The following is a 26,340-nucleotide window of genomic DNA, read 5'->3' as shown; positions in this document are numbered from 1 at the left end:
ATGTTGTCAACCTTACGTAATGCATGGAAAGTTAAGGACATAAGAGGAAAAATAATCTTCACTTTGTTAATGTTAGTAGTGTTCAGGATAGGAAATTATATTCCTGTTCCTGGCGTTAACAAAGATGCGTTGATGAAAGTCATGGATACTAATTCGAATAATTTATTAGGTTTTTATGATCTAATGAATGGTGGAGCACTAAAGCAAAGTAGTATTTTTGCACTAGGCGTAATGCCTTATATTAATACTTCTATTATTATGCAACTATTAACTGTTGCTATACCTCACTTAGAAAATCTTTCTAAGGAAGGTGAAGAAGGAAGAAAGAAAATTCAGAAATATACTAAATATATATCAGTAGTGTTTGCTGTAATTCAGTCTTATGGTATATATGCTATCATGACTCAACTAGGAGCTATCGACGATTACTCAAAATTTAATGTCGCTATGATAATGCTAACATTGACAGCTGGTTCTGTATTCTTAGTATGGCTTGGCGATCAAATAACTGTAAAAGGATTTGGTAACGGTGTATCGTTAATTATAGCATTTGGTATTATTTCAAGAGTACCAGATTCAGTGCTTAGAATTAACTCTCAAGTTACAAATGAACAAGTAACTCCATTAGAAGTTATAATATTAGGTGCAATTCTAATTGCCCTATTAATTTCAGTTATAGTAATGACTTTAGCGGAAAGAAGAATCCCAATTCAATATGCATCTAAGGCAAACGGAAGACATTTCAAGCAAAATTCTAACTTACCATTTAACTTGACAGCTTCAGTAGTTATTTCAATAATATTTGCCATGTCATTTATGAGACTTCCAGCTACTATCGGAAATTTCTTCCCAAATAGTACATTTGCAGTATGGATAAACTCAGACAAATGGTTTAATATTTTTAAATATAACTCTGGTGCATACAACATAACATATATTGTTTTAATTATATTCTTTACATGGTTCTACACTCAAATCATCTATAAAGCTGATGAAATGGCAGAGAATATACATAAATCTGCAGGATTTATCCCAGGTGTTAGACCAGGTGAAGACACAAGACTTCATATTGAAAAAGTACTTTCAAGAGTATCGATAATAGCGGGAACTTTTGCAGCTTTAATAGCTATATTCCCACTAGTATTAGAATCTTCAACTAGCTTTAGGGATTTATCCTTAGGTAGTACTGGATTATTGATTCTAGTAAGTGTTTCAATTGAAACTGTTAAAACATTAGAGTCACAATTAGTAATGCGTCATTATGGCGGATTCTTAAAGAGATAAAATTTTTGATGTAGTGGAGATGAACGGTTTGAATATAGTACTACTAGGCCCTCCGGGTGCAGGAAAAGGAACGCAGGCTAAAAAAATAGTTCAAGAGTATTCCATACCTCACATTTCTACTGGAGATATATTTAGAAAAAATATTGCTGAACAAACTCCATTAGGAAAAAAAGCTAAGGAATATATAGATCAAGGATTACTTGTTCCAGATGAACTAACTATAGATATAGTAAAAGATAGACTGATGCAAGAAGACTGCAAAACAGGTTTTCTTTTAGATGGATTTCCAAGAACAGTTTTTCAAGCAGAAGCTTTAGATTTATTTCTTAAGGAACTAGATAAAGCAATTGAATGTTCTTTGTTAATTGAAGTTCCAAGAGAAAATATACTTGTGAGAATGACTGGTAGAAGAATGTGTAAAAACTGTGGTGCTAGCTACCATGTTACATTTAACCCGCCTAAGGTTGAAGGAAAATGTGATTTGTGTGAAGGACCATTGGTTCAAAGAAAAGATGATACTGAAGCTACAGTTAAAGAAAGACTCAAAGTATATGATGAACAAACTCAACCACTAATTGACTATTATGCAGCACAAAATAAACTTATCGAAATTGATGGAACACAAGATATCGATGTAGTTTTTGATAAAGCTAAAGATGTCTTGAAGAGATTCGAATAATGATAGTTATTAAGAGTGATGCAGAAATTCAGTGTATGAGACGTGCTGGTAAGATAGTTGGTGACACCCTATTGATGCTAGAAGAGGTAATTAAACCTGGAATATCTACTGAAGAAATAGATCGTATAGCAGAAGATTTTATAAGGAAGCAGGGTGCAATACCGTCATTTAAAGGACTTTACGGGTTCCCAGCATCTATATGTTCCTCAGTGAATGAAGAAGTTATTCATGGAATACCAAGCAAAAGGATTCTCAATGAAGGAGATATTATAAGTATTGATTGTGGAGCTCTTATAGATGGGTTTCATGGTGATGCAGCAAGGACATTTCCAGTAGGAAGTATCTCAGAAGCTGCTCAAAAACTTATTGATGTAACTAGAGAGAGCTTTTTTAAAGGTATAGAGGAGATCAAAGTTAATTGTCATCTTGGTGATGTTGGCTATGCTATACAAAGTCATGTCGAAGCCATGGGTTTTTCTGTTGTTCGTGATTTTGTAGGTCATGGGATTGGCAGAAAACTTCATGAAGATCCTAATGTTCCAAACTTTGGTATCCGTGGACGTGGTTTAAGACTTAAGAGCGGTATGGTTCTAGCTATAGAACCAATGGTTAATGAAGGAACACATCATATAGTAACTCTAGATGATGAATGGACTGTGGTGACTAAAGACAAAAAACTTTCAGCTCACTATGAGAACACAGTAGCAATACTAGAAGATAGAGTAGAATTGCTTACTTTAAGTAACTAGAGGTGAATAAATTGATCCAAAAGGACTTGTTAGGCACCGTAGTTTTGGGAAAAGCAGGAAGAGATAGTGATAGATTTTTCGTTATTCTGGATATAATAGATAATAATTATGTTATGATAGCGGATGGTTCAACAAGGAAGCTTGAAAATCCAAAAAGGAAAAAGTTAAAACACTTAGCATTAACTGAAGTAAGATTTCATGAAGAAGTGGAGAACCTTCATAATAAATCAATCACTAACTCAAAGCTCCGAAAACTTATAAAATCTTTAGAATTAGATAAGGAGGTTTGATTACTTTATGGCAAAAGAGGATGTTATTGAAATGGAAGGTAGTGTAATAGAAGCATTACCTAATGCAGCATTTAAAGTACAACTAGAGAGTGGTCAAATTATATTAGCTCATATTTCTGGTAAGCTTAGAATGAATTTTATTAGAATATTACCAGGTGATAAAGTTACAGTAGAACTTTCTCCATATGATTTATCTCGTGGAAGAATAACTTGGAGAGCCAAGTAATTAAGGAGGGTTATGCTATGAAGGTAAGACCATCAGTTAAACCTATATGCGAAAAGTGCAAGGTGATTAAGAGAAAAGGCAGAGTAATGGTAATCTGCGAAAACCCTAAGCACAAACAAAAGCAAGGTTAGTTTATAGATCATTACGATATAATGTTTTAGGTGCGGCTGAGATATGTTTGCCCTCTCTCAATATATCTTAACCTAAGACTTAATATATATAATTTAAATTTTTTACAACCATAAAACGAATATAACCTAGGAGGTGCAAGATTTAATGGCTAGAATTGCTGGTATCGACATACCAAAGGAAAAAAGAGTAGAAATAGCCCTAACATATATATATGGTATAGGCTTACCAACTTCTCAAAGAATTTTATCTGAAACTGGCGTTAATCCAGATACAAGAGTTAAAAATCTTACAGAAGATGAAGTTAATCTTTTAAGAGATGTTATAAATAAAACTGTTAAAGTTGAAGGTGACTTAAGAAGAGAAATTGCTTTAAACATTAAGAGATTAGTTGAAATTGGATGTTATAGAGGTATTAGACATAGAAGAAATCTTCCAGTAAGAGGACAAAAAACTAAGACTAATGCTAGAACTAGAAAAGGTCCAAAGAAGACAGTTGCTGGTAAGAAGAAATAATAAGTTAGCTTAGAAATAAGGAGGGATATACATGGCAGCAAAGCAAGTTAAAAAGACTAGAAGAAAAAAAGAAAGAAAAAATGTTGAACATGGTGCAGCTCACATCAAATCAACTTTTAATAACTCAATAGTAACTTTAACTGATGCTCATGGTAATGCATTATCATGGTCAAGTTCTGGGGCTCTAGGCTTCAGAGGTTCAAGAAAATCAACTCCATTTGCAGCTCAAATGGCAGCAGAAACTGCAGCTAAAGTAGCTATGGAACATGGTTTAAAGAGTGTTGAAGTATATGTAAAAGGACCAGGAGCAGGAAGAGAAGCAGCGATCAGATCTCTTCAAGCAGCTGGATTAGAAGTAACATTAATAAAAGACGTTACTCCAATTCCTCACAATGGATGTAGACCACCAAAGAGAAGAAGAGTATAGTTTAGCACATTAGAAAGAGAGGTGTAATATTAAATGGCAAGATACACAGGGCCAGTTTGCAGACTTTGCAGACGTGAAGGAGAAAAGCTTAACCTTAAAGGGGATAGATGCTTTACAGATAAATGTGCATTTGACAGAAGAGGTTATGCACCAGGACAACATGGTCAAAGTAAGAAAAAATTATCAAACTATGGTGTTCAATTAAGAGAAAAACAAAAAGCTAAGAGAATATACGGAGTTCTTGAAAATCAATTCAGAAGAACTTACGATAAAGCAGATAAAATGAGAGGTATTACAGGTGAAAACTTAGTAAAACTTCTTGAAATGAGATTAGATAATGTTATCTACAGATTAGGATACGGTAATTCAAGAAATGAAGCTAGACAATTAGTTACTCATGGTCATTTCTTAGTAAACGGTAAGAAAGTTGACATCCCATCATATGTAGTTAAAGCTGGTGATGTTATAACTGTTAGAGAAAAAAGCAGAGCAACAGAAACTTTCAAGACTTTTGCTGAAAATCCAAGAGTATTACCTGCATGGTTAAGTGGTGATATCGCAACTTTTGAAGGCAAAGTTGTTACAGCTCCATCAAGAGAAGACATCGATGTTCCACTAAATGAAACATTAATCGTCGAATTATATAGCAAGTAATAAGATGTAGAATCAGTTGCCCTCGAAATAGGTTGCCATATTAGTTTATAAGGAGGGTTCATAATGTTAGAGATAGAAAAGCCCAAAATAGAATGTGTGGAATCCACTGAAGATGGTTCTTATGGCAAATTTGTTATAGAACCTCTTGAAAGAGGATATGGTATTACTTTAGGAAATTCTTTAAGAAGAATATTACTATCTTCTCTTCCAGGTGTTGCAGCAAATTCTATTAAAATAGATGGAGTACTTCATGAGTTCTCAACAGTTAAAGGTGTTAAAGAAGATGTTACTGAGCTTATACTCAATGTAAAACCTCTTGCATTAAAAATGAATGGAGAAGGACCAAAAACTATATATATCGATGCTCAAGGCCCAGCTGTAGTTACTGCAGCAGACATTATCACAGATGATAGTGTTGAGGTTATAAGCAAAGATTTGCATATAGCTACTTTAGATGAAGATGGAAGACTCCAAATGGAGATAGAAGTTAATAGTGGAAGAGGGTATGTTACTCAGAATAAAAATAAGAGAGACGACATGCCAATTGGTACAATAGCTATTGATTCTATTTACACTCCAATAACTAGAGTTAATTTTACTGTTGAAAATACAAGAGTAGGTCAAATTACTGACTATGATAAACTAACTTTAGAAGTATGGACAAATGGAACCATAAGACCAGAAGAAGCTATTAGTCTTTCTTCAAAAATTCTTATCGAACACTTAAAACTATTCATGACATTAACTGATAATGCAGATAATGTTGAAATAATGGTTGAAAAAGAAGAAGATAAGAAAGAAAAAGTTTTAGAAATGACAATAGAAGAGCTTGATTTATCAGTTAGAAGCTATAACTGCTTAAAGAGAGCAGGAATAAACACAGTTCAAGAACTAACTGAAAGAAGCATGGATGACATGATGAAGGTTAGAAATCTTGGTAAGAAGTCTTTAGAAGAAGTTGACCAAAAGCTTACAGCCCTAGGCTTAGGGTTAAAGCTTAACGATGAGTAAGGAGGTACAGTAGATGGCATTACAACGTAAGTTAGGTCGTCCTACAGATCAAAGAATAGCTATGTTAAGAAACTTAGTTACTAGTTTCTTAAAACATGGTAAAATAGAGACTACAGTTACAAGAGCTAAAGAAACTCAAAAATTAGCTGAAAAAATGATCACTCTTGCTAAAAGAGGAGATCTTCATGCTAGAAGACAAGTTCTTGCTTTCGTTACTGAAGAAGACGTAGTTGCTAAGTTATTTGATGACGTTGCTCCTAAATATGCTGAGAGAAACGGTGGATACACAAGAATCTATAAAGCAGGTCCTAGAAGAGGGGACGGAGCAGAAGTAGCTATATTAGAATTAGTTTAATAGAGCCAGGGGATTAAGTTTACCTTAGTCCCCATTTTGCTATATAGGGGTGTTCTTATGAAAGATATCATGATAGATTGTAAAAACTTATTTTATGCATACGCAGATGATGGAGAGACAGTCAGTACATATGCAGTTAATGACGTTTCCTTAGAAGTTAGAAGAGGAGAATTTGTTGCAATTTTAGGCAGAAATGGTTCAGGAAAATCTACTATATCAAAACAGTTTAATGGATTATTTACTCCAAGTAGCGGTAAGGTGTATGTGGATGGGTTTGATACTAGTCTAGAAGGCAATGTATGGGACATAAGAAAATCTTGTGGTATGATATTTCAAAATCCTGATAATCAGATAGTTGCAACGATAGTGGAAGAAGACGTAGCCTTTGGACCAGAAAATCTTGGTATACAGCCAGAAGAGATAAGAACAAGAGTTGATGAAGCACTTAAAAAAGTTGATATGTTTGAATTTAGAAAACATGCTCCACATCTTTTATCTGGTGGTCAAAAACAGAGAGTTGCAATTGCGGGTATTCTTGCTATGAAACCAAAGTGCATAGTTTTTGACGAAGCAACAGCTATGTTGGACCCATCCGGTCGCAAGGAGGTAATGGACACAATCGAGGATTTGCGAAAGTCCGGGATAACCATAATTCTAATAACTCATTATATGGAGGAAGCAGCTAAGGCTGATAGAATTATAGTTATGGATAGTGGCTCTATAGTATTGGAAGGGACACCAAGAGAAGTTTTTAGTAAAGTAGAAGAAATGAAAGCATTAGGGTTAGATGTTCCTCAAATTTGTGAACTTGCCTATGAGCTCCAAAAAGAAGGTATTGATGTTAGGAGCGATATATTATCTATAGATGAGATGGTGGATGCGTTATGTCAATTAAAATAGAGAATTTAACTCATGTGTATATGGAAGGAACACCTTTTGAAAGAAAGGCATTGGATAACGTTAATATTGAGATAAATGCTGGTGAATTTGTAACGGTAATAGGACATACTGGTTCAGGAAAATCTACATTAATTCAACATATTAATGCGTTGTTAAAACCTACTAGTGGTACTATTATAATAGATGGTATTAATCCGTGGGATAAGAATGTAAAACTTGCGGATTTAAGAAAAAGAGTTGGACTTGTGTTTCAATATCCAGAATATCAGCTTTTTGAGGATACTATTGAAAAAGATATTGCTTATGGACCTAGAAACTTAAATTTAGGTGAAGAAGAGATAAAAAATAGAGTAGTTAGAGCAATGAATACCGTAGGACTTGATTATGATAAATATAAGGATAAGTCTCCTTTTGATTTAAGTGGTGGTCAAAAGAGGCGTGTTGCTATTGCTGGCGTGGTTGCTATGGAGCCAAAAATACTAATTCTAGATGAGCCAACAGCAGGATTAGATCCAAAGGGAAGAGATGAGATATTATTTCAAATTAGAGAGCTACATGATAGATATGATATGACTACAATTTTAGTATCACATAGCATGGAGGATGTTGCTAAAATTTCTGATAGAATATTTGTAATGAATAAGGGAACTTGTGTACTTCAAGGAACAAGTGCGGAAGTATTTAAGCAAATAGAACTTTTAGAATCTATTGGGTTAGCTGTACCTCAAATCAAGTATCTACAACTTGCACTTAGAGAAAAAGGTTTTGATATCTCTGATGACATATTTACTGTTGAGCAAGCTAAGAATGAGATTATAAGGTTGTTAAGAGGTAGTAAAAATGATAAGTAATATTACAATTGGACAGTTTGTTCCTGGGGATTCTATAATTCATAAGTTAGATCCTAGAACTAAGATAATAATAAGCTTTTTATACATAATAAATTTATTTATTCTAAAAAGTACTTTAGGATACATTATGATTGCGTTGTTTACTTTAGGGATAATATTGGCATCAAAATTAAAATTTATATACATATATAGAGGTCTTAAACCAGTATTTATATTGGTTCTAATTACAGCTATTTTTAATATTTTTATGGTCAAAGGTGATGAGGTTTTGATTAACCTTGGCTTTATTAATATATATAAAGAAGCGGTCATTCTTGCTGTTAAGATGATGGTAAGGATAGTATTTATTGTTATTAGTACCTCTGTACTTACTCTTACTACGTCGCCTATAGAACTTACAGACGGTATTGAAAAACTTTTAAATCCCTTTAAAAAATTTGGTTTACCAGCACACGAGCTAGCGATGATGATGACTATAGCGTTAAGATTCATTCCAACTTTAATAGATGAAACTGATAAGATCATGAAAGCCCAAAAGGCAAGAGGCGCTGATTTTGAATCAGGAAGCCTTATTAAAAGAGCTAAAGCATTAATACCTGTATTAGTTCCTTTATTTATTAGCTCCTTTAGAAGAGCAGAAGAGCTTGCCATGGCGATGGAAGCAAGGTGCTATCGGGGGGGAGAAGGAAGAACTAGAATGAAGGTATTAAAATACACTAAAAATGATGCTGTAGCTTATATAATAATGATTTTTGTAATTTTATTATCAGTTACGTCTAGAAATCTTAGTATATAAGGTGAAATTATCTTGAGAAATATTAAATTAATTTTAGAATATGATGGTACAAAATATTCTGGATGGCAAAAGCAGAAAAATAGTGTCACAGTACAAGGAACAATAGAGAAAGCTATAGAGGCTATAACCAAAGAGTCTGTAGAGCTTATTGGATGTAGTCGAACTGATTCAGGAGTTCATGCAAAGGGGTATACTGCGAACTTTTTTACTAATAGCAAAATTCCTATTGAAAGGTTTTATATCGCTATTAATGCAAAATTACCAGAAGATATTGTTATTTTATCCTCTGAGGAAGTACCGGAAGATTTTCATTCAAGGTTTAATTGTATTGGTAAGACTTATTGTTACAGCGTTTTAAACAGAGTAAGTTATCCAGCAATGTATAGGAATTACTTATATCATGTTCCTAGGAAGTTATCTATAGATGAAATGAAAAAGGCTGCAGAGAGTTTTGTTGGGACCTATGATTTTAATGCTTTTAGAAACCTAGGCACGGAAGTAGCATCGACAGTAAGAACTATTCACAGGATTGAAGTTGAAGAGCATGGAGATATAATAAATATTTTAGTAACAGGTGATGGTTTTTTATATAATATGGTTAGAATTATAGCTGGAACATTAGTAGAAGTTGGTTTAGGGCAAAAGAGGTCAGATCAAATAAAAGTGATATTAGAGTCTAAGGATAGAAATAGAGCAGGAAAAACAGCACCTGCTAGAGGATTAAGTCTCGATAAGGTATACTATTAATAGTTTTACATTAAATGTATGATACGCCCGGATGACACACCTGTGAAAAGAAAAAAGTTATAAACATAAAAAAATATGCAAAAAACATTGAAATTTCTAGATTTAAAAGTTGACACACCTGGAACGTTGTATTATAATGAATATTGTTTGTTCGTGAAGTTTAAAGTTTACATAGAGAAAACTTTAACATAGAAACGTTTAGCGCAAAAATCAAGGAGGGAATTACCATGAAATCATACTTAGCAAAACCAAATGAAGTTAATAAAAAATGGTATGTTATCGATGTAGCTGGAAAGCCACTAGGTAGAGCAGCTAGCCAAATAGCTACAATATTAAGAGGTAAAAATAAACCAGAATTTACACCAAATGTTGACTGCGGAGATTTCGTTATCGTATTAAATGCAGACAAAATATTATTAACTGGTAAAAAATTAGATCAAAAGATGTTAAGACATCACTCATTATATCCAGGTGGATTAAAAGAAGTTCCTTACAGAGAAGCTTTAGCTAAGAAGCCAGAATTCGTATTCCAAGAAGCGGTAAGAAGAATGTTACCAAAGGGCGTTTTAGGAAGACAAATGGCAAAGAAACTTAAAGTGTACGCAGGAACTGAGCATGAACATGTAGCTCAAAATCCAGAAGTACTTGAGTTAAAATACTAATTAGGAGCTGAAGGGAGGATTTAAAATGGCAAAATTACAATACATGGCTACAGGAAGAAGAAAGAAAGCTGTTGCAAGAGTAAGATTAGTACCAGGTGAAGGTAAAGTAACAGTAAACAATAGAGATATCGAAGAATTCTTCGGTTTAGAAACATTAAGATTTATCGTTAACCAACCATTAGTATTAACTGCTACTAAAGAAAAATTTGACGTATTAGTTAATGTACACGGTGGTGGTTTCACAGGTCAAGCTGGAGCAATCAGACATGGTATTTCAAGAGCTTTATTAAAAGCTGATGGAAACTTAAGACCAGAACTTAAGAGAGCTGGTTTCTTAACAAGAGACCCAAGAATGAAGGAAAGAAAGAAATACGGTCTTAAAAAAGCAAGAAGAGCATCACAATTCTCAAAGAGATAATCTACAATCAATGCAAAAATCGAGAAAAATTCGATTTTTCAAGGGTTACAGAGGTTGTGAAAAGTTGTCAAACGTATTGGATTTCATTCCATGTACAACGCGTTTACAACAAGTGTACAACAAAAAGATTAAAGATTCTTATAGGACATTTTTCAGTGAAGAGATTCACTGGAAAGTGTTCTTTTTACATTTCTTAAATGCTACTAATCTTATCTATAGATCTTTTATATCAAAGTAGAATACTTTCTTAATGGGAGTTACGGCTCTTGTAATCAAAATAAGTAAATTATTTCCTTAAATTTTAAAATTAAGTTCGGAATCATGTGGACACTATGGAGAGAGCGTATTGTTGTAGTAAATCAAGCTGATATATTTACAGAAACAACGATGATATAATAGAGAAGTAGTTAGATAAATCAGAATTTAGTCTCAAAATCAGAATCATAAGTTATAATTAAAGTTCTATAATTAAGAAATAATACGTGGAGGATTTGCTATGAAAACAGTGACAGTTTTAATATCTCATCATGAAAGGGAGCTTCATGGTAATTTTGTTATGCCAGAGCAAGTAGGAAAATACCCAGTTGTGATATATAGTCATGGATATAATGGTGTAGGTGAGGATTTCAAGAAAAATGCTGAATATCTTGCGCAAAATGGTATAGGTGCATTTTACTATGATTTTTGTGGAGGATCTGTGCGTTCAAAAAGCAGTATGAAAACAACTGAGATGACGATTTTCACGGAAAAGGAAGATTTGCAGGCTGTATTAAGTATTTTAAAGAAACAAGAAAATGTAGATGCGGATAATATTTTTGTATTTGGAGCTAGTCAGGGTGGTTTCGTGACTACTTTAGTGGCAGAGGAATGTGCAGATGATATCAGAGGAATGGTGTTATTGTTTCCTGCATTATGTATTGCTGATAATTGGAATGAAAGATTTCCTAATACTGAAGATATCCCTAACTCTGAAGATTTATGGGGAATGACTCTTGGAAAAAGGTTTTTCGAGACGTTACGAGGCTTTGATATTTTTACTCATATTGGAAAATATCAAAGAAATATTTTAATTATGCATGGTGATCAGGATGAAATAGTGCCGTTAGAATATAGTCAAAGGCTTCGAAAGGTTTATTCTAATGTTAAGATAGAAGTATTCCAAGGGGAAGCACATGGATTTTCAGAAGTAGGTAATCAGCGTGTTGGTGAAATGACGCTAGGATTTGTATTGCAAAACAAAAAGGTATAATTAATGTGTGTTTCAATTAGTTTTTATATATCTTTACAATGATTCCGTCTTTTGATGGTTCAATAGTTGAAAATAGAGCTGCATTTTGCCATGAAGATAGAGCTATACTGTCGGTAACTATTGTTGGAATACAGCTATCTAAGCTGGTCCCATTGTTTTCTATAAAAATTTTACATTGAGTATTTGTATAATCTGTGCCAGCTAACATATATCTAGCAGAATAATGTGAATTGCCGTTATTGTATATTTTTTGAGTATCAACACCTGTTCCTATGATTTCACCGTTAAAATATTTTCCTTGAGAAAATCCGGTGAACGGGATCATAACTATTTTTAATGCTGTGTTATCAACTTCGTAAGGGTTAAAAAGCTTTATATTTAATGCTAATAATAGTTCCATAAAAAACACCATCCAAGTTGTCAAATTAACATATACCTATATATTAATGGGATATTAAATTGGTGTCAATGTTAATGTGTAGTTATTACATAAAAGTAGATAGAAAAGAAATACTTAGTAAAGTATTAAAAACTAGTACATGGGTAGATTTATCACAATTTAAAACTGAATGTATATAGAGTCTCAGAATTCTTATATTCTTGGGGCTTTTGATCTTAATAATTTTTTATAGAATTCAAGGATACTAAAGGAGATTATTGCTATTGATAAGAAAAGCAGAAGCAATATATAGATTTCTACAGTAGGTTTTAATTTATAGATAGATATATTTTAATGGAGGGGTTTATGTATATAGATTTAAAAGATATTCCTAACTATGATGATTGGATTAAGATAGAAAAAATAAACAAAGGTTGGTCTGATGATATTAAATTTTACTTAGAAGACAAAGGTGGAGGTAAATACTTATTACGAATTAATTCTATAGAAAAATTCGAAAGTAAAGAGAACGAATTTCGTATTATAAAAAAGTATAATAAGCTGAATTTTGAAATGTCTAAAGCAATTACCTCTGGAATATGTAATAATGGGAAAAACGTATATATGATTTTTAGTTGGGTTGAAGGGGCAGCTTTAGATAATGTACTTTCGAAATTAGATGAAGAAGAACAGTTTAAATTAGGAATTAAGGCCGGAGAAATTTTAAAGTCTATACACAACATTAAAGTTGATAAAGAAGATCTTCCAGAAGAAACGAAAATAAGAAGGAAACTTCAGCAGTTAAAACGATACGAAGATTCTCTGTATCGAATTCCTAATGACGAATACATTGTGAAGTTTATAAAGGATAATATACATAAAACTTGTATAGAAGAACCTGTCTATGAGCATGGAGATTTTCATCCAGGTAACTTGATTTATACATTAGATAAGAGAATTGGTGTTATAGATTTTAATCGCTTAGAATGTGGAGATAGATACGAAGAATTTTACAAAATACAAATTCTTACTATTGAACAAAGCATTCCTTTCGCTATAGGGCAGATAAAAGGATATTTTAGAGGAGAACCACCAAAGAAATTTTGGGAGATCCAAAAGATATATGTTGCGCATGCCTCATTGTTCTCTATAGAATGGGCAGTGAAGTTTGGAAAAAATGACATTAATGCAATGATAAAGCGATGTTATAAGGCGAGGATGGATTATGAAAACTTTAAATTATTAATTCCGAAGTGGTATTCTGAAAATGTGAGAAGGTTTTAATTTTTAAGGACAACTTTAGATAAAGAATGATCTTATCTAAATTACATATTCAAGACTTCAGAGTGATAATTGATTCATTGTTGAAATGAATGCGATATATTATATAAGGATTACAAAAATGGAGAAAGATTAAAATGCTAAAGATAATGTTAAAAAGACTAAAAAGTGAAACTGTTTTATGTATATCAGGATTATTGGCAGCGGTAACGATGTTTTTGGTACCACCGTCAAAATTATATATAGAAAATATAGATTTTCGCGTATTGACCCTTTTATTTGCGCTTATGTGTGTAGTACAAGGGTGGCAGAAAATCGGTGTATTTGAAAGGCTTGGACAAGTACTTCTAAGGGGGATAGAGAATTCAAGGCAATTAGAAATTGTTTTGATTGGTATATGTTTCTTTTCTTCTATGTTGATCACTAATGACGTAGCCCTGATTACTTTTGTACCATTTACTATTATGCTTTTACCTATGGCTGGACAGAAGGATAAAATGGTGTTTATTATTGTAATGCAGACTATTGCGGCAAACCTTGGTAGTATGCTTCTTCCTATTGGAAACCCTCAGAACTTGTATTTATTTTCAACTGCAGAGATGGACATAGGACAATTTATTCTGGCAATGCTACCACTATGGTGTATTTCATTTATAATACTGTATGTAATTTTAATATGTAGGAAAAATGTTTCGATAGAGGAATATAGTCAAAAAAATCTGATGGCCAGAGATAAGAAACAAGAAATCATATATACAGTGTTATTTATAATATGTATTCTATGTGTATTGAGGATTTTACCCTATCAAATTCTTTTAGTAATAGTACTTGCAACTATATTCTTGGTAGATAGATTATTGTTTCTTAGGGTAGATTATGGACTTCTCCTTACTTTTGTATTTTTCTTTTTATTTATTGGGAATATGAAACAACTTACAAGTGTAACAACATTTCTATCACAAGTATTGGAGGGAAATGAATTAGTTGCAGGAATTATTTCTTCACAGGTAATCAGCAATGTACCAGCAACGATACTTTTATCAGGATTTACAACTGAATATATAGAACTTTTAAGAGGAGTAAATATTGGGGGACTTGGAACTTTGATTGCTTCCTTAGCTAGTGTGATTTCATATAAGTTTTTTAGTGAAGTTAGAGATGTGAAAAAGAGTAGTTATATGTTTCAGTTTACTATGTGGAACAGTATGTTTCTTATACTTCTTTGGATAGTGACTAAAATAATCTTGTAGTTAAGAAATATATTTGAAGTATAATTATAATATATATAGACTTCAATAAAGAAGCTTCATAGGCTATATTAATTTCTCAATATGCATATAAAGTTTAAATGAAGTTTCAATATTATAACATATATAAACAGTGAAAATAAGAAGAACGATGATAAATTAAAAAAAAGTCTTGGCTAAGAATGAATTCTCCATGAGAAGAATATTAATCTTAGCCAAGACTTTTGAAGTTAGATTATTAATCTTAATGACCATCTATGTGGAAGATCCCTATCTCTTTATAATTATCAATTTTGTAATTTATTGTATTGAGGCTGTGCTCAAGTGTTTGAATCTGTCTCTCAATAGATTCTTTATGCTTTTCCAAAACCTTTTTACGATCTTCGCAAGCATTTTTTCCTTGAAGGCATAGAGCCATAAAAGATTTAATTTCCTCTATAGGCATACCACTGTTTTTTAGACAACATATAAGGCTAATCCAACTAATATCTATATCATCAAAGATACGTATCCCAGAAGGAGTACGTTTTAAAATAGGAATAAGCCCTTCTTTATCATAATATCTAAGAGTTGATGGTGTTAAGTTAGTAAGTTCGGCAGCTTGTTTAATTGTATATGCCATAATATTCCCCTAAACTAAAATTTATTTTATAAAACATTGACTTAAAGTTAACTTTAATACTTATAATAGGATTTGTCAAGGTTGATTAAAATGTGTTTAGGAGGTAATGGCAAATGAAATATCGTAATCTTGGAAAATGGGGATTAAAAGTAAGTGAAGTGTCTTTGGGAAGTTGGATGACAAGTTTATATGGAACTGAATCAATAAATTTAGCAAAAGAAACTATCAAATTAGCCTACGATAATGGAGTAAACTTTTTTGATTGTGCTGATGCATACAGTGGTGGAGAAGCAGAACGTTTCTTGGGAGATGTCTTGAAGGAATATCCTAGAAGCTCATATGTAGTATCAAGTAAGGTGTTTTTTCCTACTGGACCTGGAGCTAATGATTGGGGACTCTCAAGAAAACATATTTTTGATCAAATAGATAAAACCCTTAAAAATATGAAGATGGATTATATAGATATGTATTTTTGTCATAGATTTGACAATACAACTCCTATGGAGGAAACGCTTCAAGCATTGAGTGATCTAGTTGCAAAAGGAAAAGTGCTTTACTATGGCGTAAGTGAAGAGTGGAGTGCTGCTAGGCTGAATAAAGCTGTTGGAATAATAAAAGAACTAGGACTTCGACCATTGTCTGTTATTCAACCTCAGTATAATATGGTAGATAGATATATAGAGGATGAGATTATCAGTGTATGTGAAGAAAATGGAATAGGAATTGTTCCTTTTTCACCATTAGCTCAAGGATTGCTCACAGGAAAGTATAAAAAAGGGTTGAAAATTCCAGAAGGTTCTAGAGCAACTCATCAACCAGATAAACAAATTAATCAATTACTTACAGATGAGAATTTAGATAAAGTAGAAAAGTTAAGTAAGATAGCAGAAGAGATTGGTACTAACATGTCAGTATTAGCACTTGCATGGATTTTAAATAAGCCTAGTATAAGTAGTGTAATTACAGGTGCTACAAAGCCAGAACAGTTAAAAAATAATATTGTTGCAAGTGGATTTGAAATTCCTAAAGATGCTATGGCTGAAATTGAAAAAATATTGAACTATCATCCTTTTGAAAGGCATGTAGGTTAAATTAAATTTTAGTAAACATAATGAGCGTGATTATTGCAAAATAGTATACTAATTATAAGATCCTAAATTAAAAATCGAATTACAACCCTTCAAGTCCATTTTATTTATACAATATTGATTAAATATAAGTACTCAGGAGGTTGTATTCTAGATTACAAAAGATTGGTGAAGAACCAATCTTTTTGTTGCTCTAGTTTTATTTAAACATTTATCCTTAAAACATTGGTGTTAGAATGAAGAATATATGTTTCAATATGTTAATAGACTTTTGGCATCTCTTTTTAATTTCATTAATTCTCAGTTTTAAAGATTACTTTCCAATTCACCAGTGGTATTTGATTTCTTAATTGTAAAATGAAAATCCATGCTATTAGGCCCTTAATTGTAAAACCTTAATTGTAAAATGAAAATCCATGCTATTAGGCTTGCAAAGTATTGTAATAAGAATGTAAAGTTATATAATAAAAATGACAATAAAACTTGACAATACATGGGAATATATGTTAAGATGTATATAGTATATCATGGAGGTGCCAACATGAATAAAGAAGAAATCCTGGCAAGAGTAAAAAATGAAGGTATAGATGAAAGAGAGCAACAAGTGTTAAGTCAGTCTTTTGGTTTTGGGGCAATAGTCGTTGTAATACTATGTTTTATATTCAGTATTATAAAAGCTATAGAAGGTCAAAGCTTCTATGAATTTGGTATTATCATTTTTGCATATCTTTCTGCAAGTAACTTTTATCAATATAAAAAAATAGGAGAAAAGAAATACCTTATAGTAGGAATTTTTACTGCGATAACTGTTATTCTCAGCTTTATTGGGTACTTTTTAATAAGGTGATAAATATGAGCGAAGAATTAATATTGAAAAATAGATTAAAGGTGGCAAGAGCAGAAAAAAATATTTCTCAAGGAGAGTTAGCAAGGATGGTTGGAGTATCAAGGCAGACCATCAGTTCTATTGAAACAGGACACTTTAATCCTACTGCTAAATTAGCGTTAATATTTTGTATAGCTTTAGATAAAAAATTTGAAGATTTATTTTATTTTGATTAATTATGCATTAAAATAGTATAAAGAGATAGAAGGCAAAAAATAATATCACAACAAAATTTCTTCAATTTTGGATTTTTGAACTTTTATAGTAGAACAAAAATCTTCATTTTAGGGTTATATAAATTTTTATAGATATGATAAGTGAAAATAAAATGATAAATTTTCATTTAATTGAAAACTTTACCAAGGGAAGGTGTACAAAACTCATAGGATAGTGTATTGTATAATATATAAATATAGTGAATAAAAATAAAGATATGGTTGAAAGTATTTTATGTCTGATAATAGGATGAATGATAATAAGATATAGTATAGAAAAAGGTGGGGCTAAAAATGATACACACAAAAAAAGAACAATTAAAACAATTTACAGACAAATACGGCCAAGTATGCAAAGAAAATGGGCATATTAATAGTGAATTATATGATGAATATGGGGTTAAAAGGGGATTAAGAGATAATAACGGTAAAGGAGTCTTATCAGGACTGACTAATATCTCGTTAATCCAAGCTTATGAAGAGAAAAATGGGACAATGATGCCTTGTGATGGTAAGTTGCTATACAGGGGCTATAATATAACAGATTTAATAAAGGGAATTAATAAAGGCAACAGATTTGGGTTTGAAGAAATTACATACCTACTGCTATTTGGAGAGTTGCCAAATTCTTCACAACTAAAAGAATTTAAAAAAATATTAACTGCAAGTAGACATCTTCCAACAAACTTTACAAGAGATGTTATTATGAAAGCACCAAGTAAAGATATTATGAATTCCTTAACTAAGAGTGTACTAACATTAGCTTCATATGATGATAAAGTATCAGATTTAAGCATTAGTAATGTTCTTTCTCAATGTTTAAAGCTTATAAGTGTATTCCCAATGCTTGCTGTGTATGGTTATCATGCATACAATTATTATGCATGTGATGATAGTTTTTATATTCATAGACCAGATGAAAATCTTTCTATGGCAGAGAATATATTAAGAATGTTACGACCAGATAAAAAGTATACAGAACTTGAAGCAAAAGTCCTTGATATCGCTTTAATTCTTCATATGGAACATGGCGGTGGTAATAACTCTACATTTACTGCAAGAGTTGTATCTTCTTCTGGTTCCGATACTTATTCAGTTGTTGCTGCATCTTTATCATCTTTAAAAGGACCAAAACATGGTGGAGCGAACATCAAGGTTGTTGAAATGATATCTGATATAAAAGCACATGTTGGAGATTTATCTGATGAAGTAGCTGTAAAGGAATATTTAGAAAAGATTGTTGATAAGCAAGCATTTGATAAAAGTGGTTTAATATACGGTATGGGACACGCTGTTTATTCCTTATCAGATCCAAGAGAAAGAATTTTTAGAAACTTTGTTGAAAAATTAGCTGAAGAAAAAGGCAAGAATGATGATTTTAAGCTTTATTCTATGATAGAAAAATTAGCACCAGAGGTAATTGCTGAAAAAAGACGTATCTATAAAGGGGTTAGCCCTAATGTTGATTTCTATAGCGGATTGGTTTATAGTATGTTAGATATTCCACTTGAACTATATACACCTATTTTTGCTATGGCTAGAATAGTTGGATGGAGTGCTCATCGTCTTGAAGAACTTATTAATATGGATAAGATTATTAGACCAGCATATGAAAGTATTGTTTCAGAGAAGAATTATATTGAAATCGATGATAGAACTTTTGATTAATATTAATGCAAGAGAATTCCAATGGACAAGTTTGATTTCCTATTGAAACTTTGGGTATAAGACAAGTTAATGTTTTTAGATAATATTTGTATATAAGGTAATGGAAAATTATAAATATGAAATTCCCAAGCTGAAATGGTTTGGGAATTTTTTAATATAAATGTTTCGATTAAGTTTATATATTGCCTTTATGAACTATATATAAACTTAACGTAGATATATTAGTGGAACTTATATATAAATACCATCGCTTAAGATAAGACTTTTTATGCGTAAAAAACCTTTATTATTGAGATACTATTTAATAATTAACTTTTAATGTGAAGGGAGCAAAAGTGATGAGACACTTTATAAAGACAATACTAATAGCTTTATCTATTATGTTTTTTTGTGTTGGAATGGTAGAAGCAAAGGATATAACGATACTTATAGATCCAGGTCATGGAGGTTTGGATGGAGGTGCGAAAAGTGCTGAGGGGCTTCTTGAGAAACATATAAATTTGAAGATTGGAACTTTTCTTAAGGAATGCTTAGAGGAAGGTGGATATAAGGTACATATGACAAGAACTGAGGATATTTCTTTGCATACACAGGATTCTTCTGTAAGGTCAGAAAAGTTGCAGGATCTACATGCCAGATGCGAAATGAAGAATTCAACTGAATGTGATATTTTTATAAGTATACACTTAAATGCATTCCCAGAAGTTTATGTTAAAGGTCCACAAGTATGGTATGCTTCAAATATTAAAAGTAAACTCTTGGCGGAGGTGATTCAAAAATATCTAGAAGCAGATTTAGAAATAACAAAGAAGAGATTTGCAAAAGATGCAAAAAATTCTTATATAATATTAAGAAATCCTACAGATAGAGCAGATGTCCTTGTTGAGTGTGGTTTTTTATCTAATCCTGAAGAAGCACAAAAGCTAAATAACGAGGAATATCAACGAAAAATTTCCAAGGCAATAAAAGCAGCTATAGATAATTATGTAGAAAGACAGAAAGATTTACAATAAATTATAGATCTAAATGGATATTAGTCAAGGTATAGGAAATAAAGGGTCAAAATTAATAATTATGAAATATAATTAGATAGTAACAGTAAACTACCTGAGTTTTTGTGAATAATTTAGTTTATAGTTAGTTAATAAAATTAATGTAAATATAATGTACAATAGATAAAAAGGAGATAAATTTCTATGAATTTTAAGGATATTATTGCTTGAAAAACCTCCAATATGGTAAAATATTAATGTTATGTATTCGGGGAAACGTTTAACAAGAAAGATTTGTAGACTTATACAAAATTTCGAAGGTAAATATGATATTTAACACAATCTTTACAACTATTATGCTACAGTTTATAATAATATAAGTTATTTATATTCGTAATACTTGGAAAAAAGTTTAAGAAAAGATAACATCAAATGAATAATAATGCTATATAAAATGTATTTTAAAGTTACTAGGAGGATTAATTATGAAAACAGGTATAGCTGCATCAAAAGGATACGCTATAGGTAATGTATTTGTTAAGGAAGAAAAAGAAATAAAAATAGTTGAACAACACATTGAGGATGTGGAAGCTGAAGTTGCCAGATTAAATGATGCTACTTCTTTAGCACGTACACAATTAGAAAAAATAAAAGATAAGGCTGAAAAAGAAGTAGGAGCTGATAAAGCTGCTGTTTTTGAAAGCCATATTATGATGCTTGATGATCCAGAATTTACTGGTGCTATCGAAAATACAATAAGAGATAAGCAAATAAATGCTGAAAAAGCATTAACAGAAGTATTAGATATGTTTATTGCTATTTTTGATTCTATGGATGATGAATACATGAGAGAAAGAGTTGCAGACGTAAAAGACGTTGGAACAAGAATTCTTAAAAACCTAGCTGGTATAGTTGAAGACCTTTCAGAGGTTGAAAACAATACAGTTATAGTTGCTCATGATTTAACACCTTCTGATACTGCTCAATTAGATAAATCAAAGGTAATAGCTTTTGTTACAAACATTGGTGGAAGAACTTCACACAGTGCTATAATGGCTAGAACATTAGAAATACCAGCTGTTGTTGGTCTTAATGATATAGTACAAACTGCTAAAAGTGGAGATAAAATTATTGTAGATGGTAATGAAGGTATAATAATTTTAAATCCAGATGAAGCTACAATAGCTGAATATGAAGCTAAAAAAGCTCAATTCGAAAAAGAAAAAGAAGAATTAAAGAAGCTTATAAGTGTTAAAACTGTAACTAAAGCTGGTAAGAAAGTTAAAGTTATGGGTAACATAGGTAAGCCAGAAGATATAAATGGAGTATTTGAAAACGGTGGAGATGGAGTAGGATTATTTAGAACAGAATTCCTATACATGGATAGAGATTCTATGCCTACTGAAGAAGAACAATTCCAAGCTTATAAATACGTTGCTGAAAAAGCTGGAGAAAGAGAAGTTGTTGTAAGAACTCTTGATATCGGTGGAGATAAGAAACTTCCATACCTACCACTTCCAGAAGAAATGAACCCATTCCTTGGATACAGAGCTATAAGATTATGTCTTGATAGAACTGACATATTCAAAACTCAATTAAGAGCTATTTTAAGAGGATCTGCTTTTGGTAACTTAATGATCATGTTCCCAATGATATCTTCATTAGAAGAATTCAATAAGTCTAAAGAAATTCTTGCAGAATGTATGGCTGAATTAAAGGCAGAAGGTAAAGCATATAACGAAAACATATCAACAGGTATAATGGTAGAAATACCAGCAGCTGCAGTTAATGCTGATGAACTTGCAAAACATGTTGATTTCTTCTCAATTGGAACAAATGATTTAATTCAATATACATTAGCTGCTGATAGAATGAATGAAAAGATTTCTTACTTATACAACCCAATGCATCCAGCAGTTTTAAAATTAATAAAGATGACTATAGAAGCTGCACATGCTCAAGGAAAATGGTGTGGAATGTGTGGAGAAATGGCTGGAGACGAAACAGCTATACCTACTTTAGTTAAATATGGTTTAGATGAATTCTCAATGAGTGCATCTTCAATATTAACAGCAAAGCAAATCATAATGAATAATTAATAATTATAGCTACATAAAAATTAATTTAGTAGCTTAACTTAGACTAGATACTTAAAGAATATAAAAACCATCTTGGATAGAATTAAATTTTATCCAAGATGGTTTTATTTTTTACAAGATTAATAGAAATTTTATAAATATAAATTATTGTTTATATTATTATAAAATCATTGATATTACTATCAAATTCGGTAAAATATATTTAAGAAATAAGAGATATAAAAAATGAATTTTTAAAGTTTGGGAGAAGCTATGAAAAAGAAGTTTATATATACATTATTATTTATAGCAGCTATAACAATAACAGGCTGTGGAGATAAACAAGTAAAAGAAAATGTTAGTACAAGCACTAGCACAGACGCTATATTGACTGAAGCGGATAAAGAAAAAACAGAAGAAAATAATCAAATAGAAACTAGCAATGAAGCAAAGGACAGAAATGTAACACGAGATAACAATGAAAAAGAAAATAGCAATAATGAAACTGATTCTGAAAAAATCAGTTATGACAGTTATAGTGGAAGTTGGGTAATAGAAAGTAATTTAAGAGCAGATTATCATTTTGGACTTGGAGTTAGACTTACTATTGATAAAGAAGGAAATTTAGATGGAAATATAGGAAATACTTCGACAGGTATTACTCATGTTGCTACGTTTCCTATTAAAGGTAAAATAGAAAATGATAAATTTAGTTATACCTTTGAGCAAGATGGTTGGGGAAACAAAGGTACTATAAATATGGAATTTAATAAAAAACAAATAGTATTAACAATAAAATATGATGAAAGTAATGAAAGAAAGAATTTTTGGGGAATAGGCGAAGGTACATTTACTTTGGTTAACAGGGAAACTAAGGTAGAGCGAAGTTTAGAAGACTTAAAAAAGGGTGGATTAGCAGTTATACAAGATCAATGCTTTAATATTAATCTCGATAGTTATGGCGAAGTTAAATTTATATCAGGCACTAAAAGGGCTGATGGATATACTGCGTTGAGATTTTATTTAGCAGGTAAAAATGATAAAATTATATACTACTTTCCTGAATTTTCTACAAAGAATTTTTTAAAAGAAATGAAAGCAGTTTCTTTTCAAGATATAAATAATGATGGACTGAAAGAAATAATAGTTATAGCAGAATATAATTCTTCAGGTCCGAAAAAAGAACATTGTAGTATATACTTTCCTAAAAGTGGTGAATTTATAAACGATAAAAATATAGATGACAAAATAAATAGTTATCAGGACGTTAATACCATTAACTCTGTTATACAATGTTATAAAACAAATTTTAAATAATATGAGCTTTATGAAAGAAGAATCTATCATGTATAGGTTCTTTTTTATTGACTAAATACTTATTAACATATTTGGTTTATAATATTATAATGATATAATTAAACTTCAATAAGCTGTAAATGTAAATTTTGTACTATTTAAGCTAAAGAAGTAAGACAATGTTCCAATATATATTCCACTGAATGGATAAAAATATTATAATTAAAGAACAATAGAATTAAAATTTTAATTTATCCAAAGATAGTATAATAGGACTTAATTTTTAAAAGTTTGTTATAAACAAAGATTCTTTACTAAATAGAGCAGTGGAAGTTTACTTTAGTCGAGCAGAAAGATGGATGTAAAAGGAGAGAAGGTAATGTATACACTAAAGGTAAAAAAGTTAATTGAGGATGCAAAACTCCCATCTTTTGCAAAAGCAGGAGATGCTGGTATGGACGTATATGCAGCAAAAGAACTTGTTATAATGCCAAGGGAAACAGCATTAGTTCCTACAGGTATAGCAATAGAATTACCTAAAAACACAGAAGCACAGGTAAGACCAAGAAGTGGTCTTGCACTAAAACATGGTATTACAGTACTAAATGGACCTGGAACTATAGACGAAGGTTATAGGGGAGAGGTTTGCATAATTCTAATCAATCATGGAAAGGAAGCTTTTAAGGTTGAAAAACATATGAAGATAGCACAATTGGTGGTTAAACCTATTTATGAAATAGAAATAAAAGAAGCTTCAGAACTAAATGAGAGTGAAAGAGGCACTGGAGGCTTTGGATCTACTGGAGGGTGGTAATGTGAGTAATTCAAAGGGGTATTATGATAAGGCAATAACTGCTTTTAGTAATGGTCAATTAGATAAAGCATTAATGCTTTGTGAAAAAAGCATTTCTTTAAACTTAAAAAATCAAGCGGCACTAAATTTAAAAGGATTAATATACTATCTGCAAGGAGAACTTGCGTCTGCAAAGGCTGTATGGAAAACTAATAATGATTATAATGATAATAGTACAGCTAAAGAATATTTAAGAAATATAAAGTTAGATGAAGCTCTTCTCCAAAGATATAGAAATGCAGTAAAACTCATAAATGACCTAAGGATAAATGATGCAATTGTAGCACTTGAGGAATGTGCAAAGAGTTCTTTCAATAATATAAATGTATTAAACGCTTTAGGTTTATGTATGATGAAAAAAGGTGAGTATGATAAAAGTAAAATATATTTTGAGAGAAGCTTAGAGATAGATAAGAAAAATAAAGAGACTTTAGAGTACATAAGGCGATTAGAAGAATTTTTACCAAAGAAATTCAACCTAAAGAAAACAATAGTTGGAGTTGTTGGAGGTGTAGCAGTTTTAGCTATAATATTTGGAGGTGTCAATATTATAAAAGGGAAAATCAGTATATTTCCAGAAAAAACTCAGGTAGTTTCTGAAGATAATACTGGTTCAAACGTGTCCAGTTCTGATGAAGAAAAAGCTAAAGAAGAGGTTAATAAAGAAGAAACTAGTGGAGAGGCAAGCGAGAAAGCAAAAGCAGGAGAGAATATAGAGGTAAAACCAGAGACAGAAGATTCTAATAGTACTGATAAAAAGGTTGCAGAAGACCAAGCAAAGCAGGAGGTAAAGCAAGTTTTTAATAGTGCAGCTATTTCACAGGCATTAGCAGCACCTACAATAGATTATGATAATTTATATGCATTAGTTGAGGCTAATAAGGATCTAGCACAAGGAATAAATGATAAAAATTTACTGAATAGTAGCATAGAAGTACTTAAAAATTCAGGATGTGAATTTTTTTATAATAGGTCACAAATTATAATAGATGAACAGAAAAATTATAGTTTAGCATTAGATAGTTTAAATAAAGCATTACAATATAGCCAAGGACATTATTTAAGACAGCATATTTTATATTTTATTGGATTTTCTTATGATAGACTTTCAGATTTTGAAAATGCATCTAAGTTTTATGATAACTACATAAAGGAATTTCCAAGTGGTAATTATGAATTAGCTGTTTTATATAGACAGTGTGTAATCTTTAAGGATATAGATGCACCAAGAGCTAAAATTTATGCTAATGAAATACATAATAAATATCAAGGGACAAGTGAAGATAATTCTGTAGTACAAGAGATTCTTTCAAAGTAAACTTTATTTTTAATAAATATACAATACAAAATAAATTACAGGGAAATAATAGTTTAGTGGTTGACTAATACTAACTTACGTAGTAGTATAATAATATAGTAACATACCCCTCGAGGGTATAGGAGGTAATATTATGGTTAGACAAATTACAGACGCTACTTTTAATGAAGAGACAAATTCAAATGTTCCAGTTGTTGTAGATTTTTGGGCTCCTTGGTGTGGACCTTGCAAAATGTTAGGACCAGTTATTGAAGAACTTGCAAGTGAAATGGGAGATAAAGTTAAGTTTGCAAAGATAAATGTTGATGAAAATCCAGTAACAGCTAATACTTTTAGAGTTGCGAGTATTCCAACTTTAATAATTGTAAAGGATGGCAAGGTTGTTGATCAATCTTTAGGTTTTAAGCCAAAACCAGCATTAGCTGCTTGGATACAAAAGCATCTATAAATAATTTATCTATTTAAAAGATTAAC

At 31.3% G+C, this 26,340-nt stretch carries 32 protein-coding genes; 30 read left to right on the top strand and 2 right to left on the bottom strand.

Translation table 11 applies throughout. From position 1 onward, the window contains the following. The 18 genes from secY (at position 1) to CLOCEL_RS18420 (ending at position 11,943) form a co-directional block, all read left to right on the top strand. Positions 1-1,284, top strand: coding sequence for a preprotein translocase subunit SecY (gene secY / locus CLOCEL_RS18505; RefSeq protein ID WP_010073721.1), 1,284 nt, complete (start codon positions 1-3; stop codon positions 1,282-1,284). Positions 1,285-1,312: 28 nt separating this feature from the next. Further along, positions 1,313-1,963 (top strand): adenylate kinase, encoded by a 651-nt coding sequence (locus CLOCEL_RS18500; RefSeq protein WP_010073720.1) that lies wholly within the window; start codon positions 1,313-1,315, stop codon positions 1,961-1,963. Continuing rightward, on the top strand, positions 1,963-2,712 hold the full coding sequence (gene map / locus CLOCEL_RS18495; protein ID WP_010073719.1) for a type I methionyl aminopeptidase: 750 nt from the start codon (positions 1,963-1,965) through the stop codon (positions 2,710-2,712). Before CLOCEL_RS18500 ends, map begins: the two co-directional genes overlap by 1 nt. 2 nt (positions 2,713-2,714) lie before the next feature. Further along, positions 2,715-3,002, top strand: a complete 288-nt coding sequence (locus tag CLOCEL_RS18490) for a KOW domain-containing RNA-binding protein (RefSeq protein WP_242655179.1) — start codon at positions 2,715-2,717, stop codon at positions 3,000-3,002. A gap of 7 nt (positions 3,003-3,009) precedes the next feature. Further along, positions 3,010-3,228, top strand: a complete 219-nt coding sequence (infA, locus tag CLOCEL_RS18485) for a translation initiation factor IF-1 (RefSeq protein ID WP_010073717.1) — start codon at positions 3,010-3,012, stop codon at positions 3,226-3,228. A 17-nt stretch (positions 3,229-3,245) separates the two neighbouring features. Beyond that, positions 3,246-3,359: a 50S ribosomal protein L36 gene (rpmJ, locus tag CLOCEL_RS18480; protein ID WP_003373491.1), complete on the top strand. Its 114-nt coding sequence runs from the start codon at positions 3,246-3,248 to the stop codon at positions 3,357-3,359. A 145-nt stretch (positions 3,360-3,504) separates the two neighbouring features. Beyond that, a complete protein-coding gene (rpsM, locus tag CLOCEL_RS18475; RefSeq protein WP_010073716.1) occupies positions 3,505-3,873 on the top strand; it encodes a 30S ribosomal protein S13 in 369 nt (122 codons plus the stop codon). A gap of 31 nt (positions 3,874-3,904) precedes the next feature. Continuing rightward, positions 3,905-4,300 (top strand): 30S ribosomal protein S11, encoded by a 396-nt coding sequence (gene rpsK, locus CLOCEL_RS18470; protein ID WP_010073715.1) that lies wholly within the window; start codon positions 3,905-3,907, stop codon positions 4,298-4,300. A gap of 33 nt (positions 4,301-4,333) precedes the next feature. Continuing rightward, on the top strand, positions 4,334-4,954 hold the full coding sequence (gene rpsD / locus CLOCEL_RS18465; protein WP_010073714.1) for a 30S ribosomal protein S4: 621 nt from the start codon (positions 4,334-4,336) through the stop codon (positions 4,952-4,954). A gap of 63 nt (positions 4,955-5,017) precedes the next feature. Beyond that, on the top strand, positions 5,018-5,965 hold the full coding sequence (locus CLOCEL_RS18460) for a DNA-directed RNA polymerase subunit alpha (RefSeq protein WP_010073713.1): 948 nt from the start codon (positions 5,018-5,020) through the stop codon (positions 5,963-5,965). Positions 5,966-5,978: 13 nt separating this feature from the next. After that, positions 5,979-6,320, top strand: coding sequence for a 50S ribosomal protein L17 (gene rplQ, locus CLOCEL_RS18455; RefSeq protein ID WP_010073712.1), 342 nt, complete (start codon positions 5,979-5,981; stop codon positions 6,318-6,320). Between the two features lie 57 nt (positions 6,321-6,377). Beyond that, on the top strand, positions 6,378-7,220 hold the full coding sequence (locus CLOCEL_RS18450; RefSeq protein WP_010073711.1) for an energy-coupling factor transporter ATPase: 843 nt from the start codon (positions 6,378-6,380) through the stop codon (positions 7,218-7,220). Then, positions 7,205-8,071 carry an energy-coupling factor transporter ATPase gene (locus CLOCEL_RS18445; RefSeq protein WP_010073710.1) on the top strand — a complete coding sequence of 289 codons (867 nt, stop codon included), beginning with the start codon at positions 7,205-7,207 and terminating at the stop codon, positions 8,069-8,071. The genes CLOCEL_RS18450 and CLOCEL_RS18445 overlap by 16 nt, the downstream gene beginning before the upstream one ends. Next, on the top strand, positions 8,061-8,867 hold the full coding sequence (locus CLOCEL_RS18440; protein ID WP_010073709.1) for an energy-coupling factor transporter transmembrane component T family protein: 807 nt from the start codon (positions 8,061-8,063) through the stop codon (positions 8,865-8,867). The genes CLOCEL_RS18445 and CLOCEL_RS18440 overlap by 11 nt, the downstream gene beginning before the upstream one ends. Before the next feature lie 12 nt (positions 8,868-8,879). Next, the gene (truA, locus tag CLOCEL_RS18435) at positions 8,880-9,614 is read left to right on the top strand and encodes a tRNA pseudouridine(38-40) synthase TruA (protein ID WP_010073708.1); all 735 of its coding nucleotides are present in this window, start codon (positions 8,880-8,882) and stop codon (positions 9,612-9,614) included. A 227-nt stretch (positions 9,615-9,841) separates the two neighbouring features. After that, complete coding sequence (rplM, locus tag CLOCEL_RS18430) at positions 9,842-10,276, top strand: 50S ribosomal protein L13 (RefSeq protein WP_010073707.1); 435 nt, start codon at positions 9,842-9,844, stop codon at positions 10,274-10,276. Positions 10,277-10,301: 25 nt separating this feature from the next. Beyond that, positions 10,302-10,694, top strand: a complete 393-nt coding sequence (gene rpsI, locus CLOCEL_RS18425; protein ID WP_010073706.1) for a 30S ribosomal protein S9 — start codon at positions 10,302-10,304, stop codon at positions 10,692-10,694. A 496-nt stretch (positions 10,695-11,190) separates the two neighbouring features. After that, entirely contained in the window at positions 11,191-11,943 is a 753-nt protein-coding gene (locus CLOCEL_RS18420) for an alpha/beta hydrolase family protein (RefSeq protein ID WP_010073705.1), read from the top strand. 16 nt (positions 11,944-11,959) lie between these two features. Here the strand turns inward: CLOCEL_RS18420 and CLOCEL_RS18415 are convergent, their stop codons facing one another. Next, the gene (locus CLOCEL_RS18415) at positions 11,960-12,343 is read right to left on the bottom strand and encodes a DUF3237 family protein (protein WP_010073704.1); all 384 of its coding nucleotides are present in this window, start codon (positions 12,341-12,343) and stop codon (positions 11,960-11,962) included. 345 nt (positions 12,344-12,688) lie between these two features. On the opposite strand from CLOCEL_RS18415, the gene CLOCEL_RS18410 reads away from it, so the two are divergent. Both CLOCEL_RS18410 and CLOCEL_RS18405 read left to right on the top strand, forming a co-directional pair. Continuing rightward, the gene (locus CLOCEL_RS18410) at positions 12,689-13,606 is read left to right on the top strand and encodes an aminoglycoside phosphotransferase family protein (protein ID WP_010073702.1); all 918 of its coding nucleotides are present in this window, start codon (positions 12,689-12,691) and stop codon (positions 13,604-13,606) included. Between the two features lie 134 nt (positions 13,607-13,740). Then, positions 13,741-14,853, top strand: coding sequence for an SLC13 family permease (locus CLOCEL_RS18405; RefSeq protein WP_010073701.1), 1,113 nt, complete (start codon positions 13,741-13,743; stop codon positions 14,851-14,853). Between the two features lie 241 nt (positions 14,854-15,094). On the opposite strand, the gene CLOCEL_RS18400 is transcribed toward CLOCEL_RS18405, so the two are convergent. Beyond that, on the bottom strand, positions 15,095-15,472 hold the full coding sequence (locus tag CLOCEL_RS18400) for a MerR family transcriptional regulator (protein WP_010073700.1): 378 nt from the start codon (positions 15,470-15,472) through the stop codon (positions 15,095-15,097). 113 nt (positions 15,473-15,585) lie between these two features. On the opposite strand from CLOCEL_RS18400, the gene CLOCEL_RS18395 reads away from it, so the two are divergent. The 10 genes from CLOCEL_RS18395 to trxA all read left to right on the top strand — a co-directional run bounded on the left by CLOCEL_RS18395 (position 15,586) and on the right by trxA (position 26,314). After that, on the top strand, positions 15,586-16,563 hold the full coding sequence (locus tag CLOCEL_RS18395; RefSeq protein ID WP_010073699.1) for an aldo/keto reductase family protein: 978 nt from the start codon (positions 15,586-15,588) through the stop codon (positions 16,561-16,563). Positions 16,564-17,101: 538 nt separating this feature from the next. Next, positions 17,102-17,407, top strand: coding sequence for a DUF6442 family protein (locus tag CLOCEL_RS18390; RefSeq protein WP_010073698.1), 306 nt, complete (start codon positions 17,102-17,104; stop codon positions 17,405-17,407). 5 nt (positions 17,408-17,412) lie between these two features. Continuing rightward, on the top strand, positions 17,413-17,622 hold the full coding sequence (locus CLOCEL_RS18385) for a helix-turn-helix transcriptional regulator (RefSeq protein WP_010073697.1): 210 nt from the start codon (positions 17,413-17,415) through the stop codon (positions 17,620-17,622). Positions 17,623-17,955: 333 nt separating this feature from the next. Then, positions 17,956-19,329, top strand: coding sequence for a citrate/2-methylcitrate synthase (locus CLOCEL_RS18380; protein ID WP_010073696.1), 1,374 nt, complete (start codon positions 17,956-17,958; stop codon positions 19,327-19,329). 338 nt (positions 19,330-19,667) lie between these two features. Then, the gene (locus CLOCEL_RS18375) at positions 19,668-20,342 is read left to right on the top strand and encodes an N-acetylmuramoyl-L-alanine amidase (RefSeq protein ID WP_010073695.1); all 675 of its coding nucleotides are present in this window, start codon (positions 19,668-19,670) and stop codon (positions 20,340-20,342) included. A 464-nt stretch (positions 20,343-20,806) separates the two neighbouring features. Then, on the top strand, positions 20,807-22,420 hold the full coding sequence (gene ptsP, locus CLOCEL_RS18370) for a phosphoenolpyruvate--protein phosphotransferase (RefSeq protein WP_010073694.1): 1,614 nt from the start codon (positions 20,807-20,809) through the stop codon (positions 22,418-22,420). A gap of 252 nt (positions 22,421-22,672) precedes the next feature. Then, positions 22,673-23,716 carry a hypothetical protein gene (locus CLOCEL_RS18365; RefSeq protein ID WP_010073693.1) on the top strand — a complete coding sequence of 348 codons (1,044 nt, stop codon included), beginning with the start codon at positions 22,673-22,675 and terminating at the stop codon, positions 23,714-23,716. 334 nt (positions 23,717-24,050) lie between these two features. Continuing rightward, the gene (dut, locus tag CLOCEL_RS18360; protein ID WP_013291936.1) at positions 24,051-24,509 is read left to right on the top strand and encodes a dUTP diphosphatase; all 459 of its coding nucleotides are present in this window, start codon (positions 24,051-24,053) and stop codon (positions 24,507-24,509) included. Between the two features lies 1 nt (position 24,510). Then, positions 24,511-25,866, top strand: a complete 1,356-nt coding sequence (locus tag CLOCEL_RS18355; RefSeq protein WP_010073691.1) for a tetratricopeptide repeat protein — start codon at positions 24,511-24,513, stop codon at positions 25,864-25,866. Positions 25,867-25,999: 133 nt separating this feature from the next. After that, positions 26,000-26,314, top strand: coding sequence for a thioredoxin (trxA, locus tag CLOCEL_RS18350; RefSeq protein ID WP_010073690.1), 315 nt, complete (start codon positions 26,000-26,002; stop codon positions 26,312-26,314). The last annotated feature ends 26 nt before the right edge of the window (positions 26,315-26,340 follow it).

It is taken from the genome of Clostridium cellulovorans 743B (assembly GCF_000145275.1).
Classification (GTDB): Bacteria; Bacillota; Clostridia; order Clostridiales; family Clostridiaceae; genus Clostridium_K; species Clostridium_K cellulovorans.
This window is presented reverse-complemented; position numbering and strand designations above follow the sequence as displayed.

Bases quoted from the DNA above. Each gene is read 5' to 3' on its own strand.
- CLOCEL_RS18410 (WP_010073702.1), top strand. From the start codon at position 12,689: ATGTATATAGATTTAAAAGATATTCCTAACTATGATGATTGGATTAAG.
- CLOCEL_RS18445 (WP_010073710.1), top strand. From the start codon at position 7,205: ATGTCAATTAAAATAGAGAATTTAACTCATGTGTATATGGAAGGAACA.
- rpsK (WP_010073715.1), top strand. From the start codon at position 3,905: ATGGCAGCAAAGCAAGTTAAAAAGACTAGAAGAAAAAAAGAAAGAAAA.
- rpsI (WP_010073706.1), top strand. From the start codon at position 10,302: ATGGCAAAATTACAATACATGGCTACAGGAAGAAGAAAGAAAGCTGTT.
- rplQ (WP_010073712.1), top strand. From the start codon at position 5,979: ATGGCATTACAACGTAAGTTAGGTCGTCCTACAGATCAAAGAATAGCT.
- CLOCEL_RS18390 (WP_010073698.1), top strand. From the start codon at position 17,102: ATGAATAAAGAAGAAATCCTGGCAAGAGTAAAAAATGAAGGTATAGAT.
- CLOCEL_RS18415 (WP_010073704.1), bottom strand. From the start codon at position 12,343: ATGGAACTATTATTAGCATTAAATATAAAGCTTTTTAACCCTTACGAA.
- CLOCEL_RS18380 (WP_010073696.1), top strand. From the start codon at position 17,956: ATGATACACACAAAAAAAGAACAATTAAAACAATTTACAGACAAATAC.
- rplM (WP_010073707.1), top strand. From the start codon at position 9,842: ATGAAATCATACTTAGCAAAACCAAATGAAGTTAATAAAAAATGGTAT.
- secY (WP_010073721.1), top strand. From the start codon at position 1: ATGTTGTCAACCTTACGTAATGCATGGAAAGTTAAGGACATAAGAGGA.
- dut (WP_013291936.1), top strand. From the start codon at position 24,051: ATGGATGTAAAAGGAGAGAAGGTAATGTATACACTAAAGGTAAAAAAG.
- rpsD (WP_010073714.1), top strand. From the start codon at position 4,334: ATGGCAAGATACACAGGGCCAGTTTGCAGACTTTGCAGACGTGAAGGA.
- CLOCEL_RS18365 (WP_010073693.1), top strand. From the start codon at position 22,673: ATGAAAAAGAAGTTTATATATACATTATTATTTATAGCAGCTATAACA.
- CLOCEL_RS18375 (WP_010073695.1), top strand. From the start codon at position 19,668: ATGAGACACTTTATAAAGACAATACTAATAGCTTTATCTATTATGTTT.
- ptsP (WP_010073694.1), top strand. From the start codon at position 20,807: ATGAAAACAGGTATAGCTGCATCAAAAGGATACGCTATAGGTAATGTA.
- rpmJ (WP_003373491.1), top strand. From the start codon at position 3,246: ATGAAGGTAAGACCATCAGTTAAACCTATATGCGAAAAGTGCAAGGTG.
- infA (WP_010073717.1), top strand. From the start codon at position 3,010: ATGGCAAAAGAGGATGTTATTGAAATGGAAGGTAGTGTAATAGAAGCA.
- rpsM (WP_010073716.1), top strand. From the start codon at position 3,505: ATGGCTAGAATTGCTGGTATCGACATACCAAAGGAAAAAAGAGTAGAA.
- CLOCEL_RS18405 (WP_010073701.1), top strand. From the start codon at position 13,741: ATGCTAAAGATAATGTTAAAAAGACTAAAAAGTGAAACTGTTTTATGT.
- CLOCEL_RS18395 (WP_010073699.1), top strand. From the start codon at position 15,586: ATGAAATATCGTAATCTTGGAAAATGGGGATTAAAAGTAAGTGAAGTG.
- CLOCEL_RS18460 (WP_010073713.1), top strand. From the start codon at position 5,018: ATGTTAGAGATAGAAAAGCCCAAAATAGAATGTGTGGAATCCACTGAA.
- CLOCEL_RS18420 (WP_010073705.1), top strand. From the start codon at position 11,191: ATGAAAACAGTGACAGTTTTAATATCTCATCATGAAAGGGAGCTTCAT.
- map (WP_010073719.1), top strand. From the start codon at position 1,963: ATGATAGTTATTAAGAGTGATGCAGAAATTCAGTGTATGAGACGTGCT.
- CLOCEL_RS18450 (WP_010073711.1), top strand. From the start codon at position 6,378: ATGAAAGATATCATGATAGATTGTAAAAACTTATTTTATGCATACGCA.
- trxA (WP_010073690.1), top strand. From the start codon at position 26,000: ATGGTTAGACAAATTACAGACGCTACTTTTAATGAAGAGACAAATTCA.
- CLOCEL_RS18400 (WP_010073700.1), bottom strand. From the start codon at position 15,472: ATGGCATATACAATTAAACAAGCTGCCGAACTTACTAACTTAACACCA.
- CLOCEL_RS18440 (WP_010073709.1), top strand. From the start codon at position 8,061: ATGATAAGTAATATTACAATTGGACAGTTTGTTCCTGGGGATTCTATA.
- CLOCEL_RS18385 (WP_010073697.1), top strand. From the start codon at position 17,413: ATGAGCGAAGAATTAATATTGAAAAATAGATTAAAGGTGGCAAGAGCA.